At 66.1% G+C, this 18781-nt stretch carries 18 protein-coding genes; 12 read left to right on the top strand and 6 right to left on the bottom strand.

Annotated features, from left to right (window positions below; translation table 11 throughout):
- Positions 1-94: 94 nt before the first annotated feature.
- From IAG25_RS08425 to IAG25_RS08415, 3 genes are all read right to left on the bottom strand, one after another.
- Positions 95-1027, bottom strand: coding sequence for a 3-keto-5-aminohexanoate cleavage protein (locus IAG25_RS08425; protein WP_187604432.1), 933 nt, complete (start codon positions 1025-1027; stop codon positions 95-97).
- 14 nt (positions 1028-1041) lie between these two features.
- A complete protein-coding gene (locus IAG25_RS08420) occupies positions 1042-1833 on the bottom strand; it encodes an SDR family oxidoreductase (protein ID WP_187604431.1) in 792 nt (263 codons plus the stop codon).
- A 107-nt stretch (positions 1834-1940) separates the two neighbouring features.
- Positions 1941-2633 carry a GntR family transcriptional regulator gene (locus tag IAG25_RS08415; protein ID WP_187604528.1) on the bottom strand — a complete coding sequence of 231 codons (693 nt, stop codon included), beginning with the start codon at positions 2631-2633 and terminating at the stop codon, positions 1941-1943.
- Positions 2634-2843: 210 nt separating this feature from the next.
- Here IAG25_RS08415 and IAG25_RS08410 point away from each other — a divergent pair, with 210 nt between their 5' ends.
- The 5 genes from IAG25_RS08410 to IAG25_RS08390 all read left to right on the top strand — a co-directional run bounded on the left by IAG25_RS08410 (position 2844) and on the right by IAG25_RS08390 (position 8153).
- A complete protein-coding gene (locus IAG25_RS08410; protein WP_187604430.1) occupies positions 2844-3533 on the top strand; it encodes an ABC transporter ATP-binding protein in 690 nt (229 codons plus the stop codon).
- Positions 3530-6073, top strand: a complete 2544-nt coding sequence (locus IAG25_RS08405; RefSeq protein ID WP_187604429.1) for an FtsX-like permease family protein — start codon at positions 3530-3532, stop codon at positions 6071-6073. Before IAG25_RS08410 ends, IAG25_RS08405 begins: the two co-directional genes overlap by 4 nt.
- On the top strand, positions 6073-7158 hold the full coding sequence (locus IAG25_RS08400; protein ID WP_187604428.1) for a lipocalin-like domain-containing protein: 1086 nt from the start codon (positions 6073-6075) through the stop codon (positions 7156-7158). Before IAG25_RS08405 ends, IAG25_RS08400 begins: the two co-directional genes overlap by 1 nt.
- Positions 7159-7224: 66 nt before the next feature.
- Entirely contained in the window at positions 7225-7653 is a 429-nt protein-coding gene (locus tag IAG25_RS08395) for an antitoxin Xre/MbcA/ParS toxin-binding domain-containing protein (protein WP_187604427.1), read from the top strand.
- Positions 7650-8153 (top strand): RES family NAD+ phosphorylase, encoded by a 504-nt coding sequence (locus IAG25_RS08390; protein WP_187604426.1) that lies wholly within the window; start codon positions 7650-7652, stop codon positions 8151-8153. The genes IAG25_RS08395 and IAG25_RS08390 overlap by 4 nt, the downstream gene beginning before the upstream one ends.
- Positions 8154-8180: 27 nt before the next feature.
- On the opposite strand, the gene IAG25_RS08385 is transcribed toward IAG25_RS08390, so the two are convergent.
- Entirely contained in the window at positions 8181-9344 is a 1164-nt protein-coding gene (locus IAG25_RS08385) for a GGDEF domain-containing protein (RefSeq protein ID WP_187604425.1), read from the bottom strand.
- Between the two features lie 320 nt (positions 9345-9664).
- Between IAG25_RS08385 and IAG25_RS08380 the strand changes: the two genes are divergently transcribed.
- From IAG25_RS08380 to IAG25_RS08350, 7 genes are all read left to right on the top strand, one after another.
- The gene (locus IAG25_RS08380; RefSeq protein ID WP_187604424.1) at positions 9665-10348 is read left to right on the top strand and encodes an RNA polymerase factor sigma-70; all 684 of its coding nucleotides are present in this window, start codon (positions 9665-9667) and stop codon (positions 10346-10348) included.
- A 64-nt stretch (positions 10349-10412) separates the two neighbouring features.
- Positions 10413-10664, top strand: a complete 252-nt coding sequence (locus IAG25_RS08375; RefSeq protein ID WP_187604423.1) for an MbtH family protein — start codon at positions 10413-10415, stop codon at positions 10662-10664.
- Positions 10665-10687: 23 nt separating this feature from the next.
- Entirely contained in the window at positions 10688-11686 is a 999-nt protein-coding gene (locus IAG25_RS08370; RefSeq protein WP_187604422.1) for a TauD/TfdA family dioxygenase, read from the top strand.
- Positions 11683-12498 (top strand): ABC transporter ATP-binding protein, encoded by an 816-nt coding sequence (locus IAG25_RS08365; protein ID WP_187604421.1) that lies wholly within the window; start codon positions 11683-11685, stop codon positions 12496-12498. The genes IAG25_RS08370 and IAG25_RS08365 overlap by 4 nt, the downstream gene beginning before the upstream one ends.
- A gap of 94 nt (positions 12499-12592) precedes the next feature.
- Positions 12593-14683, top strand: coding sequence for a Fe(3+)-hydroxamate ABC transporter permease FhuB (gene fhuB, locus IAG25_RS08360; RefSeq protein ID WP_187604420.1), 2091 nt, complete (start codon positions 12593-12595; stop codon positions 14681-14683).
- A complete protein-coding gene (gene fhuF / locus IAG25_RS08355) occupies positions 14680-15447 on the top strand; it encodes a siderophore-iron reductase FhuF (RefSeq protein WP_187604419.1) in 768 nt (255 codons plus the stop codon). The genes fhuB and fhuF overlap by 4 nt, the downstream gene beginning before the upstream one ends.
- Positions 15444-16430 (top strand): ABC transporter substrate-binding protein, encoded by a 987-nt coding sequence (locus tag IAG25_RS08350; RefSeq protein WP_375336508.1) that lies wholly within the window; start codon positions 15444-15446, stop codon positions 16428-16430. The genes fhuF and IAG25_RS08350 overlap by 4 nt, the downstream gene beginning before the upstream one ends.
- A 24-nt stretch (positions 16431-16454) precedes the next feature.
- Here IAG25_RS08350 and yiaA read toward each other — a convergent pair whose 3' ends face one another.
- Complete coding sequence (yiaA, locus tag IAG25_RS08345) at positions 16455-16868, bottom strand: inner membrane protein YiaA (protein ID WP_187604418.1); 414 nt, start codon at positions 16866-16868, stop codon at positions 16455-16457.
- 150 nt (positions 16869-17018) lie between these two features.
- Positions 17019-18758, bottom strand: a complete 1740-nt coding sequence (locus tag IAG25_RS08340; RefSeq protein ID WP_187604417.1) for a cyclic peptide export ABC transporter — start codon at positions 18756-18758, stop codon at positions 17019-17021.
- Positions 18759-18781: the final 23 nt, after the last annotated feature.

The following is an 18781-nucleotide window of genomic DNA, read 5'->3' as shown; positions in this document are numbered from 1 at the left end:
TGTCGGGAAGGCGTTTCAAGAAAGTGTCTCCGTTAAGCGTTGTATTTTTAATGGCGAGCGCACGCGCCGGTCACGCGGCGCGTGCGTTTGAAAATCAGAAGTTCACGTTGTCGCCGCCCTTGAGCGACAACATCTGCCGCGCTTCGGCGGGCGTCGCGACATCGAGCGACATGCCTTCAATCACCTGACGGATCTTGCGCACCTGCGCCGCGCTCGACTCGGCGAGCTGACCCGGCCCGATCCACAGCGAATCTTCGAGACCCACGCGCACGTTCGATCCTTGCGCGACGCCGATCGAGCCGAGCGGAATCTGATTGCGACCGGCACCGAGAATCGACCACACATAGTCGTTGCCGAACAGCCGATCCGCGGTGCGCTTCATGTGCGCGAGATCTTCCGGATGCCCGCCGATGCCGCCCAGCAAGCCGAACACGCTCTGCACGAAGAACGGTCCCTTGACGAGCCCGCGATCCACGAAGTGCGCGAGGTTATACAGATGCGAGATGTCGTAGCACTCGAACTCGAAGCGCGTGCCGTTGGCCGAGCACGACGTGAGGATGTATTCGATATCGGCGAACGTGTTCTTGAACACGAGATCGCGGCTCTTCTCGAGATGCTGGCGTTCCCAGTCGTGCTTGAGATCCTTGAAGCGGTCGAGCATCGGATAGAGACCGAAGTTCATCGAGCCCATGTTCAGCGACGCCACTTCCGGCTGAAAGTGATGCGCGGGCTTCAGGCGTTCCGCGACCGTCATGTGCGGACTGCCGCCCGTCGTCAGGTTGATGACGGCATCGGTTTGCGACTTGATGCGCGGCAGGAAGCGCTGGAACACGGCGGGGTCTTGCGTCGGGCGTCCGTCTTCGGGATCGCGCGCATGCAGATGCAGAATCGCCGCGCCTTCCTTCGCTGCCGCGAGCGCGGCTTCGGCGATCTGGTCGGGCGTGACCGGCAGATACGGCGACATCGACGGCGTATGGATCGCGCCCGTCGGTGCGCACGTGATGATGACCTTGCGTTTCGTTGCCATGTTTTCCTCTTGCTTCAAAGCGTTTCGACGTTGCCGCAGACGGAGAGCGCCTGACCCGAGACCGCGCTGCCGGCGGGCGAGCTGAGATACAGCACGCTCGCGGCGATTTCCTCTTGCGTGACCATGCGGCGCAGCGAAATCTTCGCGAGATATTGCTTTTCCATTTCTTCGTAGCCGATGCCGAGCTGTTTCGCGCGCGCGGCGATCACGCCTTCCATGCGCGGACCCTTGACGATGCCCGGCTGCACCGCGTTCACGCGAATGTTGTCGGGACCGAGCTCGATGGCGAGACTCTTCGCGAGGCCGACCACGGCCCATTTCGTCGCGGAATAAGGCGTGCGAAAGCCATAGCCGAGACGTCCCGCCACCGACGACATGAACACGATCACGCCGCCATCGGTCGCGTCGCGCAACATCGGCACTGCCTCGCGCGAGAAGTAGTACTGGCTGTTCAGATTCACGTCGATGGTCTTTTCCCAGTCGTCGGAATCGATCGCGTCGATGCCGCCCGTCGGGCCCGCGATACCCGCGTTGTTGATCAGCACGTCGAGGCCGCCGAGCTCGCGTCGCACGTCTTCGAAGACGCGCTTCACGTCGTCCTTGCTCGCGACATCCGCACGCGTGCCGGTGATCGACGGTGAAACGGTCGAAATCGCGTCGATGGCTTTCGGATCGACATCGCAGACATGCACGCGCGCACCCGTCGACACGAACGCCTTCGCGATCGCGAGACCGATGCCCGACGCGCCGCCCGTGATCAGCACACGCAGGCCTGCGCGGGGAACGAGCATTTTGGTGAAATCCATCGAACGACTCCTTTCTGGTTATGTTTTGCGGGACGTGCGCCGTCCTCGCTCAAGCGATTAGTAATACTGATGATTATATGAAGAGGCGCGCGTTGCGCCTTCGTCGTTCAGCTTTGCGCGTGACGCCGCATACGCGGTTCCTGCGAACGCAGACGCGCTTCGAGATCGCTCGCCGCGTCGCGAATGTCCTTTGCGATACCTTCGCGCGCGGCGGCGCCGTCGTGTTTCCACAGCGCATCGATGATCTGCCGGTGCGCCTGCATCGACACGCGCATGTGCGCCACGTCGGGCGCGACCATGTTCAGGAACGGACCGATGCGCATCCACATGTTCTGGATCGTCGCGAGCGTCATCTCGCTTGCGCCGTGCCGGTAGATGCTCGTATGGAACGCGAAGTTGCAGCGCAGATAGGCGCGGGCATCGTCGGCTTCGACGTGGGCATCCATTTCGTCGAAGATGCGCTGCACGGCGGCGACGTCGTCGTTCATCATGCGGGCCGCCGCGCGTTCCGCGACGCAGCCTTCCAGCGCGATGCGCACGTCGCGCAGTTCTTCGAGCAACTCGAGCGTCATCGGCGGGACCATCAGGCCGCGCGACGGGCCATCGACCAGCGCGCCTTCCGCGCGCAGTCGCGTGAGCGCGGCGCGCACGGGCATCGTCGAGAGGCCGACTGCTTCGGCGACGCCGCGCAGGCTCAGCGGCTGGCCGGCGGCGAAACTGCCGCTCATGATCGCTTCGCGCAGTTGCTGATAGACCTTGGTCGCCATCGTTTCCGTGGCGATGACTTCGAGTTGCGGCATGGGTTGCGTCAGGGATCGGGGCGACACGTGCGTTTCCTTGCTGATCTTTGATCTGTGATCACAGTTTGATTTCGACGTCGTTTTAAGTCAATGCGGAGCGCATCAGGGATAACCCGACATGCCTCGCGACGCATTCGAGCCGAAAGCGCGATCGTTGGGCACAATGCTTGCGAAATCCCGAACCGCGACATCCTCCCCATCCAATCCGCAATGCGACCCGCCGACCCGGACGTTTCTCCCGCCCTCGAATGCCGCCGCCTCTCGAAGAAGTACGGCAGCGGCCGCATCGTGCTCGACGCGCTCGACTTCGCGCTGGGGGCGGGCGAGTTCGTCGCGATCATGGGCGATTCGGGCGTCGGCAAATCCACACTGCTCAATCTGATCGCGGGTCTCGATACCGCCGACAGCGGCGACGTGCTGATCGACGGCACATCGATCTCCACGCTCTCCGACGATGCCGCCACGCGCTTGCGCCGGCAAAAGCTCGGCTTTGTGTTCCAGGCGTTCCATGTTCTGCCGCATCTGACGCTCTATCAGAACGTGGCGGTCCCGCTTCTGCTGAACGGGATGCCGCCCGCACCGGCGCGCGCGATGCTCGCGGCGGTCGGCCTCGACGGACGCGGCGACGACATGCCGCGCCAGCTTTCCGGCGGCGAACTGCAACGTGTCGCGATTGCGCGGGCGCTGGTGCATCGGCCGCGCCTTCTGCTCGCCGACGAACCCACGGGCAATCTCGATCCGCAGACCGCGCACGAAGTGCTCGAATTGCTGCGCGCCGAAACGAAGGCGACGCAAGCCGCGACCGTGATGGTCACGCATTCGGAAGCGGCCGCCGCATTCGCCGATCGCATCGTGATCCTGAGCGACGGCGCATTGCACGCCGCGACGCTCGCGCGATGAACGCTGTCGCCGTCACGCGCCGCGGTTTCGACACGCTCACGCGCTGGCTGCTCGGCGCGCAATGGCGCAGTCATCGGGGCCGCGCGCTGGTCGCCATGCTGACCATCGCGCTGGGCGTCGGGCTGGGATATGCGGTGCAGCTCATCAACGGCGCGGCGTTCAACGAGTTTTCCGCCGCCGCGCGCAGTCTCTCGGGGCAAGCGGACTTGCAGGTGCGCGGCGCGCAGCCTTTCATCGACGAGAACGTCTATCCGCAACTCGCGACGCATCCGGGCGTCGCGCTCGCGAGTCCGGTGCTCGAAGTCGATGTCGCCGTGCCCGGCAAGAACACGCCGCTCAAGGTGCTCGGCATCGACGTGTTCCGCGCGAAACGCATTGCGCCGGATCTGACCGGCGTGCCGAGGCCGGATGCATCGCTCGATGTGCTAGACGGCGACGCCATCTTTCTTTCGCCTGCCGCAGAAACCTGGCTCGGCGCGCACGATGGCAGGCATGTCGAGTTGCAGAGCGGCACGTCGCCGGTGACGTTGCGTGTCGCGGGCGGCATCGCGCGCACGCGTGCCGGGCAACGCATCGCGGTGATGGACATCGCGGCCGTGCAGACGCATTTCGCGCTCGCGGGCAAGCTCTCGCGCGTCGATCTGCAGCTCGCGCGCGGCGTCGATCGCGATGCGTTCCGGCAGACGCTGCAACGCGAACTCGGCGGGCGGCTCGTCGTCACGGAAACGCAGGATATCGAAAGCCGCACCGACCGGCTTTCCCGCGCGTATCGCATCAACATGAACGTGCTGGCGCTCGTTGCGCTGTTCACCGGCGCGTTTCTCGTGTTTTCCACGCAGGCCGCGGGCGTCGTGCGCCGCCGCGCGCAGTTCGCGATGCTGCGCGTGCTCGGCATGACGCGCGCGTCGCTCGTGCGGCAGATCATGCTCGAAGGCGCGCTGCTCGGCGTCGTGGGCGGCGTGCTCGGCATCGCGCTCGGCTTCACGGTCGCGGCGCTCGCGCTGCGCTTTTTCGGCAGCGATCTCGGCGGCGGATATTTCCCCGGCGTCGATCCGCGCATCGCCTTCGAGCCGGTCGCCAGCGCGATTTTTCTCGCGCTCGGCATCGGCGTCGCGCTCGCGGGCACGCTCGTTCCCGCGCTCGAAGCGGCGCGCGCGCGTCCCGCGCCGGCGTTGAAGGCGGGCAGCGAGGAAGCCGCGCTCGCGCCGCTCGGCACGCCGTGGCCCGCGCTCGTGTGCCTCGCGGCCGGGGCCGCGCTGACGCAAGCGCCGCCGGTCTTCGATACACCCATCGCCGGATATGTCGCCGTCGCGCTGCTGCTCGTCGGCGGCATCGCGCTGATGCCGCGTCTCACGGCGATCGTGTTTCGCCGCGCGCCGATGCCGCGCAACGCCGTCGCGGCGCTCGCGCTCGCGAGGATCGCGAATGCGCCGGGCCAGGCATCGATCGCGATGGGCGGCGTGCTGTCGAGCTTCACGCTGATCGTCGCGATGGCGATCATGGTGACGAGCTTTCGCGTGTCGGTGGAAGACTGGCTCGCGCATCTGCTGTCGGCGGATCTCTATGTGCGCATGGCGTCGAGCGGCGACACGGGCGGCTTGCGGCCCGATCAGCAGATGCAGCTCGCCGCGGCGAACGGCGTCGCGCACGCGGCGTTCACGCGGGCGTCGAAACTGACGCTCGATGCCGCGAAACCGCCCGTTGCGCTGATCGCCCGCGAACTCGACGCCGCCGATCCCGGCGCGAGCTTGCAGATGACCGGCGACGTGTTGCCGCCGTCTGCATGGCGCGCGGACGAGACGCCGGTCTGGGCTTCGGAAGCGATGGCCGATCTGTACGGCTACCGCGTGGGCGAGCGCGTGAGCTTGCCTGTCGGCGGGGCGAACGAGCGCTTCGTCGTCGCGGGAATCTGGCGCGACTACGTGCGGCAGACGGGCGCGCTGCAAATGCGTATCGCCGATTACCGTCGGCTCACCGGCGACACGACCACGACCGATATCGCGATCACGTTGCGCGCGGGTTCGAGCGCGGCGCAGGTCATCGACGCGATCAAAAAGCTCCCGTTCGGCGACGCGCTCGAATTCTCGCAACCCGGCGAGATTCGCGCGCGCACGCTGACCATCTTCGATCGCAGTTTCGCCGTGACGTACTTGCTGGAAGCGGTGGCGATCGTGATCGGCTTGTTCGGCGTCGGCGCGACGTTCTCGATGCAGACGCTCGCGCGTTCGCGTGAATTCGGCATGCTGCGGCACGTCGGCGTGACGCGCGCGCAGATCCTCGCGTTGCTGGCATCCGAAGCGGGATGGCTCACGCTGCTCGGCATCGCGATGGGCTGCGTGCTCGGCTTCGCGATCAGTCTGATCCTCGTGTTCGTCGTGAACCCGCAGTCGTTTCACTGGAGCATGTCGCTGCATGTTCCGTGGACGATGATCGCGATCATCGCGTGCGTGATGCTGGCGTCGTCGTGCGCGACGGCGGTGCTGTCGGGCCGCCGCGCCGTGTCCGTCGATGCGGTGCGCGCCGTGCGGGAGGACTGGTGATGCGCGTCCTGCTGCTCGCGTGGCTGTTTTCGTCGTTGGCCGCATTCGCCGATGAACCAGCATTCGCGCCCGTCGTGCCGGGACACGCGATCGAATGGCCGAAGGATACCGGGGCGCATCCGTCGTATCGCACGGAATGGTGGTACGCGACCGGCTGGCTCGAAACGCCCGATCATCGGCCGCTCGGTTTTCAGATCACGTTCTTTCGCTCGAACACGGGAAAGAAGCAGGGCGGGAGCGCGTTCGATCCGTCGCAACTGATCATCGCGCACGCGGCGTTGTCCGATCCCGCGTATGGACGGCTCGTGCACGATCAGAACGTCGCGCGGCAGGGCTTCGGCCTCGCGTATGCGAAAGACGGCAACACCGACGTCAAGCTCGACGCGTGGCGCATGACGCGCGAGGCGGATGGCCGCTATGCGGTCATCGCCGATGCCGCCGGTTTCGCGCTCCATCTCACCTTCACGCCGACGCAGCCGCCGATGATCCAGGGCGAGCAGGGCTATTCGCGCAAGGGTCCGTCGCCGGAGCAGGCGAGCTATTACTACAGCGAGCCGCAGTTGCGGGTGACGGGCAGCGTGACGCGGCCATCGGCATCGGGAAAGGCGAATGCGAGCGTCGCGGTGACGGGCCGCGCGTGGCTCGATCACGAATGGTCGAGCACGCTGTTGTCATCCGATGCGGCGGGCTGGGACTGGCTCGGCGCCAATCTCGACGACGGCGCCGCGCTGATGGCCTTCAAGGTCCGCGCCCGCGACGGCCATGCGGTCTGGGCGCACGCCGCGCTGCGCGAGCGCGACGGTCGAATGCGGCGATTCGGCCCGGGCGATGTCGAGTTCACGCCCGAGCGGCAATGGCGCTCGCCGCGCACGAACACGATTTATCCGGTCGCGATGAACGTGCGCGTCGGCGGGATGCGCTGGCGGTTGACTCCGCTCATCGACGATCAGGAACTCGACTCGCGCGATTCGACCGGGGCGCTGTATTGGGAAGGCGCGGTGACGTTGGACGGCGATGGCGGGAATGGGCGCGGGTATCTCGAACTTACCGGCTATGCGAAGACGGTGGAAGTGGAGAAGCGCTGAGTGCGATGCCGAAATACGGTATCATTTGAGCTATCAGTAAGCATCATATGATGCCGAGGTGGCAGAATGATACTCGTATCACCCGAAAGAATCGCCGCAGTGATGGCGCTCAAGCCCGTCCCTCATTCCGTCGCGGAACTGGACGAGCAGATTCGTGGCGGATTGCCGAAATCCGCATTGAAGGAAGGGGTCGAACATGCGACGCGCAGCGCCGAAGAACGTCGCGCGCTGCTGGCGCGCATCGTTCCGGAGGCGACCTTCAAGCGTCGCCGCGATCGTTTGAGTCCCGATGAATCGGAGAGGACGGAGCGGCTCGCGCGCGTCGTCGCGACCGCGCAATACGTGTGGGACGACGAGGACGATGCACGCGAATTCCTCAATGTTCCCCATCCGATGCTCGAAGGGCGCACGCCGCTCGAGGTGTCGCTCACGGAACTCGGCGCCCGGCGCGTCGAAGAGTTGATGTGGAAACTCTTCTATGGGCTGCCTGCGTGAACGCTGCAAGAAAGCAAAAAGAACAAGGCGCGGGTCAACGGCGGCTGTTCCGCATTGCCGATGGGCGCTATCCGGTCTGGAACGGCACGGGAGCCATGCTGGTCGGGGGGCGCTTCAATAGTCCGGGAAAGTTCGCCATCTATGCCGCGCTGAATTTCGCGGGCGCGATGCTCGAAGTGCTGGTGCATGCACGCATCGGCAAAGTGCCGAAGACGCATGTCTGGGTCGAGGCGACCGTGCCCGACGATGTCGGCATCGAGCGCATCGAAGCCGCCGATCTGCCCAGAGGATGGGACGGCCCGGATTTGCGCATCGCACGTCGAATCGGCGATCAATGGCTGGATGAAGCGAGGTCGGCCATCCTGTTCGTGCCATCCGTCGTGGCGCGCGCGGAGTACAACGCGATCGTGAATCCGGCGCATCCGGATGCCGCCAGGTTCGACGTGTCGAAACCGCGCCCGGTGCTGTGGGATCGGCGGTTGTTCGAAGATCGTGCTTGAGAAGGCGCACCCTGAACGGCTGACACTTCAGGCCACGAGCCCGACCACCTCGCGCACACCCGCCGAAACCCAGCGGCTCTTGCCCGCGCGCTTCGCCTCGTAGAGCGCGTTGTCGGCGTCGCGCAGCACGCCGTCGAGCTCGTCATGATGATGGTCGAACATCGCAATGCCGATGCTCACGCCGATTTCGAGCGTCACGCCGCCATCGGTGAGAAACGGCTTCGACAGTTCGCGCACGATCACATCGGGCAGCGCGAGCGGATCGGCGTGCGGCGGCGTGACGATCACGAACTCGTCGCCGCCGAGCCGCGCGACCAGCGATCCTTCGCCCGACAGATGCCGCAGGCGCCGCGCGACGAGCGCGAGCAGCGTGTCGCCGACTTCGTGGCCGTGGGCATCGTTGACGGCCTTGAAGCCGTCCAGATCGAGATACAGCAAAGCAGTGCCCGCGCTGTCGCGCGCATGCCCCGCTACGCGCGAACGCACCGCCTGAAAGAGGCCCGCGCGGTTCAACAGGCCGGTCAGTTCGTCGTGGCGCGCGCGGCGGTCGTTTTCCTGCTCGGCTTTCATCGTCGAGACGAGCATGCCGTTCAGGCGCCATGCCGCGGCGCTCATCGCGAAGAGATAAAAGGGGATTTGCAGCAGCGTGAGCCAGAGCGTCGGCTCGCCCGCCAGCACCGCGCCGATGCAGCACGGCCCGAGCGACAGAAAGATCATCACCGCGACGAGACGCGGCGCGCCGAAATTGCGGAAGCAGATGCCGCCGACCATCGCGGCCGCGGATAGAAACGAGAGCGTCGAGGCGATCCAGTCGCCCGATAGCACGGAGACGAGCGCGCCGTAGCCGACCGTCGCGCCCCACAGCGGCGCGAGCAGCACGTAGGTGTCGGTCAGCGTGGATTTGCGCGCGCGCGCCCGACGCCGGGCAACGACGAGCACGCACAGCCGCACGAGGCACACGGCGATTTCGAGCGCGAGCCAGATGTGGAACGCGGTCGTCGGATGCCGGCGAGCCAGCACCCACGCGACGGCGACCGTATTCAGCACGCCGCCCGCGAAAATCGGCAGCGTCCCGAACAGGCTCCCGACGAGGGCGACACGGATCGCGCGGGGGATATCGGCTCCCGCGTGCAGCAACCACGTTGCCGCACGTCCGCGCGGCAGGGTGAACACCTCAGTCTGTTGGTCCATGTTGGATTCCGGCGGCGGTCCGGCGATGGCTGAACCCTCGCGGGAAAGCCGGACCACACATCGGATAACGGTCGTTCGGATCGAAACTTTAGGCGGGCGGCCGCCGGCCAACGCATGCAATGGAGATTGCACGCGCGATAAAAAATATTGATTCGGCGGACGTTCTTGACATTTTGTCCACTCGGCGGACTCCCGCGCCCACACAGGGAATGCGCCGAACTCGGGCATAAACTTACAACCTCCTGACGCGCAGGGGCTATGTTGAGAATGATTCGCGTTTACGCTAGCTTTGCGGCTCCTACGAAAGTGGAGCACGATTTATGGCTTACATGCGCGTCCAGCCGGCATCGTCGAAGCGTTCTTCGATCTCGCCGCCGCCTTCGAATCTGTCTCTCGATGCGTACTGGCATCGGCTCGATCCGGTCGCGCCCGAAGCGGTGCCTGAGCGGCCATCGGTCGAGCCGAGCCTGCTCGATATCGCCGTCGCGAACCGGCAGATGCTCGTGAACATGGCGCGCGGCGTCGTCGGTTGCGCGAGCCGCGCCGAGGACGTGGTGCACGACGTCTTCGTCAGTCTCATCGACTTGCCGCAGCAGGACGCGGTGCGTCAGCCGATGGGCTACATCGCGCGCATGGTGCGCAACGCCTCGATCGACGCATGCCGCCGGCAAAGCCTCGAAAACATCTATCGCGCGGACGAGGAAGACGGCTTCGACGTGCCCTCGCAGGAACTCACGCCCGAAGCGCGCGTGCAGGCGCGCGACACGCTGCGCCGCGTCTGCGATGCGCTCGCGCAGTTGCCCGACCGCAGCCGCACCGCCTTCGAAATGGTTCGCCTCGGCGAAGAGACGCTGCAGAGCACGGCGCGCGCGCTGAACGTCTCGCAGACGCTCGTGCATTTCATGGTGCGCGACGCGCAGCAGCATTGCGCCGATTGTCTCGATGCGCGCGAACGCAATGTCGCGTGTCCGGTGTTCGTCGGCGGGCGGGCGCGTCGGCGGTAAAAAAGCGCGCGCCTCGAACGTCTATTCGATGAAGGCCCATTTCGCATCAGAGAGACCCATCACCATGACGCAACAGCAAAACCAGAATCACGCAGCGGACGATCTCCTCTACACGGTCGTCATCAACGACGAAGAGCAGTACTCGATCTGGCCGACCTTCCGCGAAGTGCCCGCGGGCTGGCGCGAAGCCGGCAAGCGCGGCGCGAAGGCCGATTGCCTCGCGTACATCGAGAGCGCGTGGACCGACATGCGGCCCGCGAGCCTGCGCCGTCACATGGACGCGCTGAACGCGCAGGCGAAGTCGCGCCTCAACTGATCCGCACGCTTCGAGGATTCAGCATGACCGAACTATCCGTGACCGCGCCCGATCTGGCCGATCTGCGCATCGAGCCGGGCCTGCCGGTCGTCGTATCGCCGCGCTCGGGTGCCGACATGACGCTCGCCGACGCCACGCCGCTGCTGCAACGAATCGTCGCCGAGTCGCTCGAACGCGCGGGCGGCGTGCGCTTCACCGGCTTTCGCGTCGAGTCGATCGAGGCGTTCCAGCGCTTCGCCGCGTCGTTCGGCGATCCGCTGATCGGCTATGAATTCGCATCGACGCCGCGCAGCCAGGTCGAAGGCGCGGTGTACACGTCGACGGAATATCCGCCGCATCGCTCGATTCCGCTGCACAACGAGCAGTCGTATACGCGCGAATGGCCGATGCGCATCTGGTTCCACTGCGCGCTCGCCGCGCGCTCGGGCGGCGCGACGCCGATCGCGGACAGCCGCGCGGTGTATCGCGCGTTGTCTCCATCGCTCGTCGAACGCTTTGCGAAGCGCGAACTGCTCTACGTGCGCAACTTCGGGCAAGGGCTCGATCTGCCGTGGCAGAACGCGTTCGGCACGGAAGATCCGCGCGAGGTCGAGCGAATCTGCGCGGCGCGCGGCATCGCCTGCGCATGGCGCGACAGCGAGGACGGCGAACGGCTGCTGCGCACGGAAGAGCGTTGTCAGGCAGTCGCGCGCCATCCGCGCACGGGCGACATGGTCTGGTTCAATCAGGCGAATCTCTTCCATCTTTCGACGCTCGACGAAGACATGCAGGAAGCGCTCGTCGATGCCGTCGGGCTGGACAACGTGCCGCGCAACGTCTTTTACGGCGACGGCGCGCCGCTCGAAGCCGATGCGCTCGCCGAGATCCGCGCCGTGCTCGACGATGAGCGCATCACGTTCCCGTGGCTCACGGGCGATGTGCTGATGCTCGACAACATGCTGAGCGCGCACGCACGCGATCCCTTCGAAGGGCCGCGCAAGGTCGTCGTCGCGATGGCGCAGAGTTACCGCGAGGCGCGATGACAGTTCGTCCGGCGCTTCGCGCGCGTTCATTGACGGTCGGTTATCGCGACGACGTCGTACTGGAGAACCTCGATATCGATATCGCCGCGGGCCGCGTCACCGCGCTGTGCGGGCCGAACGGCTGCGGCAAGAGCACGCTCTTGCGCACGCTCGCCGGATTGCAGCCCGCGCGCGCGGGCATCGTCGACGTGAACGGCAAGCCGGTCGCATCGATGCGCCGCCGCGAGCTCGCCCGCACGCTCACGATGCTCGCGCAGTTCAACCAGATTCCGGCGGGGCTCACGGTGCGGGAACTCGTCGCATATGGGCGCTATGCGCACGGCGGCTGGATGCGCGGCCTCACGCGCGCGGACCACGCGGCGATCGATGCGGCGCTCGATGCGAGCGGACTCACCGACGACGCCGCACGCGATGTCGCCGCGCTCTCGGGCGGCGAGCGGCAGCGCGCGTGGATCGGCATGGCGCTCGCGCAGGAAGCGCCCATCGTGCTGCTCGATGAGCCGACGACGTATCTCGACATCCATCATCAACTCGACATCCTGCAGGAACTGCGACGGCTCAATCGCGAGCGCGGACTCACGATCGTCTGGGTGCTGCACGACCTGAATCAGGCGGCGGCGTTCTCCGACGAGATCGTGTTGATGCGCGCGGGGCGCATCGTCGCGCAGGGCTCGCCCGAGGCGATGATCGATCCGCGTCATTTGCAGGAGACCTTCGGCGTGCGCATGCTGCGCGTCACGCATCCGCAGACCGGCGCGCCGATGTGCGTGCCCGCTTACGAAGGCATCGGGCAAAGGGATATCGCTGCATGACGACGCTCGCTACCCGGCGCCGCTGGCGTCACAAGGCTTCGTTCTGGCGGCGCTTGTCGCTCGTGATCGAGCTGATCGTCGGACGGAAGACCGCATGACGACGCATGTTCATGCCAACGCGTCGCCGCATCGTGTGGCTGCGCGCAATCGCGTCGGCGTCATCGCGGCTGCGTTGATCGCGACGATTCTCGCGCTCGCCGCATGGCGTCTCGGCCCGCAATGTCGCGCATGGCTCGATGCGCCGCCGGGCAGCGATGCCGCGCAGTTCGCGCATGTTTTCCTCTTCGATCTGAATGCGCCGCGCGTCGCGGCGGCGCTGGTCGCGGGCGGCTGTCTCGCGGTCGCGGGTGCGCTCTTTCAGGCGCTGACGCGCAATCCGCTCGCCGCGCCCGATCTGCTCGGCATCACCGGCGGCGCGCAACTCGGCCTGCTCGCGGCGATGATCGTGCCGCAGATCGTCGGCGCGGCGTCGGCGCCCTTGCTGTTCGTGTGCGGACTCGCGGCGGCGGGCTGCGTCGCGGCAGCGGCGGGCGGCTGGCGCGCGACGCCGCTGCGGCTCGTGCTCGCGGGCAGCGTGTGCATGCTGCTCTTTTCCGCGATCTCGACGCTCCTGCTCGCATTGTTCGAGCAGACGGTCGTCGGGGCGTCGTTGTGGGCGAGCGGCAGTTTGTACCAGCCCGGCGCATCGGGATTGCTGTCGGCGCTCGCGTGGCTCGTGTTGCCGCTCGCCGCGTTGCCCTTCGTGATCCGTCCGCTCGATCCGCTCGCGCTCGGCGACGATGCCGCCAGAGCCGCCGGCGTGAGCGTCGACGCGACGCGCCTCTTCGCGATGACCGTCGCGGTCGGCTTCGCGAGCGTCGCGGTGGCGATCGCGGGGCCGTTGTCGTATGTCGGGCTGATCGCGCCGAATCTGCTGCGCATGATGCGCGGCGCGAAGTCGTCGAAGCTGGCGGCGCTCGTGCCGCTTTCGGCGCTCGCGGGCGGCGCGCTCGTGCTCGCCACCGACAGCGCCGTGCTCGCGCTCGATCTCGATTCGACCTTGTCGACGGGCGTCGCGATCGCGTTCGTCGGCACGCCGCTGATGCTCGCGATGATCCGCAGCGGCGCGGCGTGGTCCGGCGCGCTGCATGCGGGCCAGGTGGGTGAATCGGTGAAACGCGGCATGCGTGCGGTGCGGATGTTGTCGGCGCTGCCGTGGCCCGCGCTCGCGGCGCTGCTCGTCGTCATCGGATGCGCGGTGCTCGTGATCGGCGCATCCATCGGTCCGACGATGCTCGGCCCCGCGCGCTGGATCGATGCCCTCACGCATTCCGACGACATCGCCCGCATGCTGCTCGAACTGCGCGCGCCGCGTCTCTTGTGCGCGCTCTTCGCAGGCGCGTTGCTCGCGGCGAGCGGCGTGCTGATGCAGAGCATCGTGCGCAATCCGCTCGCCGGTCCCGAAGTGCTCGGCGTGACGCAAGGCGCGGGACTCGCGACGCTCGCCGCGCTGATGATCTGGCCGCTCGCCGGTCATCTCTTTCTCGCCGCGGCCGCGCTCGTCGGCGGCGGTGCGACGCTCGTCGTCACGCTGCTTTTCAATCGACGGCATCAATACGCGCCGCTCGCGGTGGCGTTGACGGGCATCGTCATCGGCACGCTGTGCACGACGCTCGCGCAATGGCTCATCACGCAGCAGAGCGTGCAGCCGGCGCGCTTCGTCGTGTGGCTGGTCGGCGGCACGTATGGGCGAAGCTGGGGCGAAGTCGCGACGATCCTGCCGTGGTGCGTGCTGGCGCTGCCGGTGTTCGCGCTGATCGCGCGTCCGCTCGATCTGCTCGCGCTCGGCGACGATCAGGCATCCGCGCTCGGGCTGCCGATCGCGTTGCTGCGTCCGCTCGTGCTGACCGTGGCGACGTTCGCCGCGTGCGCGGCGGTCGCGGCCGTGGGACCGGTCGGCTTCATCGGTCTGATGGCGCCGCATCTCGCGACGATGCTCGGCGCGCGTTCGCACGGCACGCGGCTCTGGCTCGCGGCGTTGCTGGGCGCGCTCGTGCTGGCCGCCGCCGATCTCGCCGCGCGCACGCTGCTCGCGCCGCGCGAGATTCCGGCGGGCGTGCTGACTGCCCTGATCGGCGCGCCTTACATGCTGGCGCTGCTCGTGATCGAAACGCGCCGCGACAAGGGACGAGGCCGCGCGCGATGAAGCCCGAAGCGTGCAGCTTCGCCGCGTTCGCGCCGCCCGAACTCGCGCCGTATCTGCAAAACGTGTGGCTCGGCACGCCGGATGAATGTCCCGGCGATGACGCCGTGCGCATTCCACTGACAGCGCTCGTCGATCATCGCGATGCATTGCTCGCCGCGATGATCGCGCTCTACGGCGGCGATGCCGGGCTGCACGCACGCGCGTTGCTGTCGCAGTGGAGCAAGTACTACTTCGGACTTGCCGCGCCCGCTGGCGTAGCGGCGGCGCGGCTGCTCGGCCGTCCGCTCGACATGGCGCCCGAACGCACGCATCTCGTGCTGAAAGAAGGCATGCCCGTCGCCCTTCATTTCGACGCCGATGCATTGCGCGCGCCCGACGCCGATCCCGCGCGCCGCTACGCGGGCCTCGTCGCGCATCTGGATAGCGTGATCGGCATGATCGCGGGCATGACGAAGATCGCGCCGCGTGTGTTGTGGAGCAACGCGGGCAATCTGCTGGATTATCTGCTCGCGAATTGCCCTTCGATTCTGAACGATGCGGACATCGACGCGACATGGCTCTTCCGCGCGACCGATGACAACCCGCTGCGCGCGCCGCTCCGTGACACGACGCCGCGTTCGCCGCTGCTGCCCAACCCGTTCCGCGCGCGCCGCGTGTGCTGCGTGCGCTATGAAATTCCTGGAGAGACGCAACTGTGCGCAAGCTGCCCGCTGCTTTTGACGATGCGCGACGACGAACTCGCGTTGCAGGACGCGATCCGCTGAAGCGCGCGGTATCGCTTGCGGCGTGTCTGTGCATCGCGCTGGCGGGCTCTCATGCGTTCGCAGACGAGAACAAGGCATGCGCGCCGCTCGCCGGCAATCCGACGGTCTCGCAGTTCAGCAAGACGATGCCCGCGCACCCGAGGCGCATCGTCGTGCTCGAATTCATGTTCGCGGAGGATGTGGCCGCGCTCGACATGACGCCGGTCGGCGTGGTCGATCCCGAGTATTACGACGGCTGGATCGGCTACGACAGCGCGCGCTTCAAGGGCGTGCCGACGGTCGGCACGCGTCAGGAGCCGAGCCTGGAAGCGATTGCATCGACGCGGCCGGATCTGATCATCGGCGTGGGATACCGTCATGCGCCGATTTTCGCTGCGCTCGATCGCATTGCGCCGACGGTGCTCTTTCAGTTCAGTCCAGATGTCGAGAACGGCAACGGCGACGGCGCACGCACGCAGCTCGAATGGACACGCAGCATCTTTCACACGATCGCGTGCATGACGGGGCGTGAGCGACAAGCGCGCTATGCCGACGCGAAACTCGATGCGGGTCTCGCGCGCGACGCGGCGCGTTTGAAAGAAGCGGGTTTGACGGGCACGCGCTTCGCGCTGTTGCAGGAACTCGGCTTGCCCGATCGATACTGGGCTTATACGGGCAACAGCACGGCGGCGGGCGTGGCGCGCGCGCTTGGCGTTCGTCTGTGGCCGGAGAAGCCGACGCGCGAGGGCACGGTGTATCTGACGTCGGCGGACTTTTTGAAGCAGCCGGATGTGGCCGTGCTGTTCGTGACGGCTTCGGGTGCGCACGTGCCCGTCGATACGAAACTCGATTCGCCCGTGTGGCGCTTCGTTCCTGCGAAGAAGGAAGGGCGCGTGACGCTCGTCGAACCGAATATCTGGGGATTCGGCGGGCCGATGTCGGCGTTGAGGCTGGGGGATGTGATTACGGAGAAGTTGATGGCGTTGCCGCGAACTGCTCCGTAGCGGGCGAAATCGGTTGAAGGCCGGTTATTCGGCGTGCTGCGGCGTGGCCTGCATATCGCGCGTATTCTTCTGAACCGCGATCGCGCCGAATAGAGTCAGCGCGAAGGACATTGCGTAGAAGCCTTTCTCGCTGAGCGCGAGCGTCGCGTTCATCAGGCCGGCTACCAGAAGCAGGATGGCGAGCGAGAGCGACAGCCAGCTCAAGCCGTAGTAGATCCCGGTGACCGGAACGCCTTCCACGCGATCGCGAACGCTCTTTTGAAGCGAGACCGCCGCAAAGAGCCCATATGCCAGCACGGTGAAGTAATAGCCTTTCTCGTTGAGCTGCATGCCTGCGTTCCAGAGGCCGGCAAGATAGGCACAAAAGCCGGCGAGCAATGCGCCCCACGATGCGGATACGAAAGCGAATGAAGGCTGTTGAGAAGAGTTGCGGGCCATTTTGTTTTCCTTATCGATAGATGTATTGGAGCGTTCAGCTTGCGTGCATCGCGAACGAGGGTTCGCACTCTATCAAAGAAAAATTTCGAGATACATGGGGCGGCTGCGTGTCTCGCCTGCATAAAAAACGGGGCATCGCGCCCCGGTCCTTCACCCCATCGTCCCATTCGCGGCCACATCCACCACCGCCGACCTCACCCCACTACGCGTCTCGTTCACCACCATCCCGTTCTCCAGCTTCAGCACCCGATCCGCGAGCGAGAAATACCGGTCGTCATGCGTCACGACGATCACCGTCTTCCCACGCGCGCGCAACTCGGGCAACAACTGCTCGTAGAACACCGCCTTGAACGCCGGGTCCTGATCCGCGGCCCATTCATCGAAAAGATAAAGCGGCCGGTCTTCGAGATATGCGACCACCAGCGCGAGCCGCTTGCGCTGACCGGTCGAAAGCGAACGCGTGGAGAACGCGCCATCGATCACCTTCACCTTGTGATCCAGCGCGAGCCGCGCGACGAGCGCATTCGCGCGCGCATCGGCGGCGGCGCGCGATGCATCGTTCGGATCGACGATGCCGAGCAGCGCATCGAAAAGATGGAAGTCGTTGAACACGGCCGTGAAGCGCTCGCGATACGCCGCGCGGCTATCGGCATCGACTGCCTTGCCATCGACTTCGATCACGCCCGACTCCGGTTCATAAAGCCCCGTCAGCACTTTCGCGAGCGTGGTCTTGCCGCTGCCGTTCCCGCCGACGATGAACACGAGCTCGCCCGGCCTGAACGTCAGATCGACGGGACCGATGCGGAACATGCGCTCATCGCGCTCATGAAAATACGAGTGCGTAACGCCGCGCATCGTGAGCGTTTCGAAGCTCGCATCGTGCGTCGATGAAACCGGCGACGCCTGCACGCGCAGACTGCCGAACTCCGCCATCACCTTCTCGATGCGCGCGAGCGAGACACGCGCCGCGTTCAGCGTGGGAATGTTGTTGAGCAGACCATCGAGCGGCACGAGCATGAAGAGAAACACGACGACATAGCCCGCCGTCGAGCCTGCATCGGCGCGCACGCCGAGCGACGGCCAGAACGCCGCCGCGCCGAGAAAACCGTAGAACAGAAAGATGATCCAGCCCACGCCGACCGCATACGCGCTGAACGCACGCCGGCGATGATCGCGCACCTCACCGATCGCCGCGCCCAGTTGTCCGTCGACGAACTGTTGCGAGCGCGTGCGATGCAGCTTCAGTTCCTTCGCCCCCGCGAACAACGCGCCGAGATAGCCGAACAGTTTGTCCTGCGATTGCCCCGCGGCTTCGAGCGATGCGATCGCGCGTTTATCACCCAGGTGATAGCCGAGCGAGCCCGTGACGATGGCCGCGAGCGCGAGCAGGCACACCGGCCACGACAGCCACGCGAGATAGCCAAGGCAGCCGAACACGATCGACCCGTGCATGACGATGTTCGGCAACGCGAAGAAGAGCATCGACACGTTGGTGGCATCGTCGGTCAATACGGATTGCACGGGCGCCGCGCCGATGCGCTCGACATCGCGCAACTCCGCCGCCGCCACGCGTCGCGCGACGTGTTCGCGCAACTGCGCCATCGTGTCCTGCGAAAGCCTAGCGAACAGCACGCCCGATATCACGCGCGTGAAGAGCGCGATCACCGCGCATAACGCGAAACGCCAGGCGAGCGCGCCATCGGCGGAAGAGGGCGTCGACAGCGCGCGATTGAGCGTCGCGACGAGCATCACGCTCGCGATGCCGTTCATCACACAGGCGACGAGCGCGGTTGCGAACGCGCCGCGCGAGCGCCTGAGCAACGCAAGGATCAGGCGCGCCGCGGGCTTCTGCGTGGCGGAGGAATCTAAAGGCTCGTTGATGGCAGTCATTGGCAAGGCGTCGCTGAAGTCGG

It is taken from the genome of Caballeronia sp. EK, assembly GCF_014384845.1.
GTDB classification, from domain to species: Bacteria; Pseudomonadota; Gammaproteobacteria; order Burkholderiales; family Burkholderiaceae; genus Caballeronia; species Caballeronia jiangsuensis.
This window is presented reverse-complemented; position numbering and strand designations above follow the sequence as displayed.

Bases quoted from the DNA above. Each gene is read 5' to 3' on its own strand.
- IAG25_RS08425 (WP_187604432.1), bottom strand. From the start codon at position 1,027: ATGGCAACGAAACGCAAGGTCATCATCACGTGCGCACCGACGGGCGCG.
- IAG25_RS08420 (WP_187604431.1), bottom strand. From the start codon at position 1,833: ATGGATTTCACCAAAATGCTCGTTCCCCGCGCAGGCCTGCGTGTGCTG.
- IAG25_RS08415 (WP_187604528.1), bottom strand. From the start codon at position 2,633: ATGCCGCAACTCGAAGTCATCGCCACGGAAACGATGGCGACCAAGGTC.
- IAG25_RS08410 (WP_187604430.1), top strand. From the start codon at position 2,844: ATGCGACCCGCCGACCCGGACGTTTCTCCCGCCCTCGAATGCCGCCGC.
- IAG25_RS08405 (WP_187604429.1), top strand. From the start codon at position 3,530: ATGAACGCTGTCGCCGTCACGCGCCGCGGTTTCGACACGCTCACGCGC.
- IAG25_RS08400 (WP_187604428.1), top strand. From the start codon at position 6,073: ATGCGCGTCCTGCTGCTCGCGTGGCTGTTTTCGTCGTTGGCCGCATTC.
- IAG25_RS08395 (WP_187604427.1), top strand. From the start codon at position 7,225: ATGATACTCGTATCACCCGAAAGAATCGCCGCAGTGATGGCGCTCAAG.
- IAG25_RS08385 (WP_187604425.1), bottom strand. From the start codon at position 9,344: ATGGACCAACAGACTGAGGTGTTCACCCTGCCGCGCGGACGTGCGGCA.
- IAG25_RS08380 (WP_187604424.1), top strand. From the start codon at position 9,665: ATGGCTTACATGCGCGTCCAGCCGGCATCGTCGAAGCGTTCTTCGATC.
- IAG25_RS08375 (WP_187604423.1), top strand. From the start codon at position 10,413: ATGACGCAACAGCAAAACCAGAATCACGCAGCGGACGATCTCCTCTAC.
- IAG25_RS08370 (WP_187604422.1), top strand. From the start codon at position 10,688: ATGACCGAACTATCCGTGACCGCGCCCGATCTGGCCGATCTGCGCATC.
- IAG25_RS08365 (WP_187604421.1), top strand. From the start codon at position 11,683: ATGACAGTTCGTCCGGCGCTTCGCGCGCGTTCATTGACGGTCGGTTAT.
- fhuB (WP_187604420.1), top strand. From the start codon at position 12,593: ATGACGACGCATGTTCATGCCAACGCGTCGCCGCATCGTGTGGCTGCG.
- fhuF (WP_187604419.1), top strand. From the start codon at position 14,680: ATGAAGCCCGAAGCGTGCAGCTTCGCCGCGTTCGCGCCGCCCGAACTC.
- yiaA (WP_187604418.1), bottom strand. From the start codon at position 16,868: ATGGCCCGCAACTCTTCTCAACAGCCTTCATTCGCTTTCGTATCCGCA.
- IAG25_RS08340 (WP_187604417.1), bottom strand. From the start codon at position 18,758: ATGACTGCCATCAACGAGCCTTTAGATTCCTCCGCCACGCAGAAGCCC.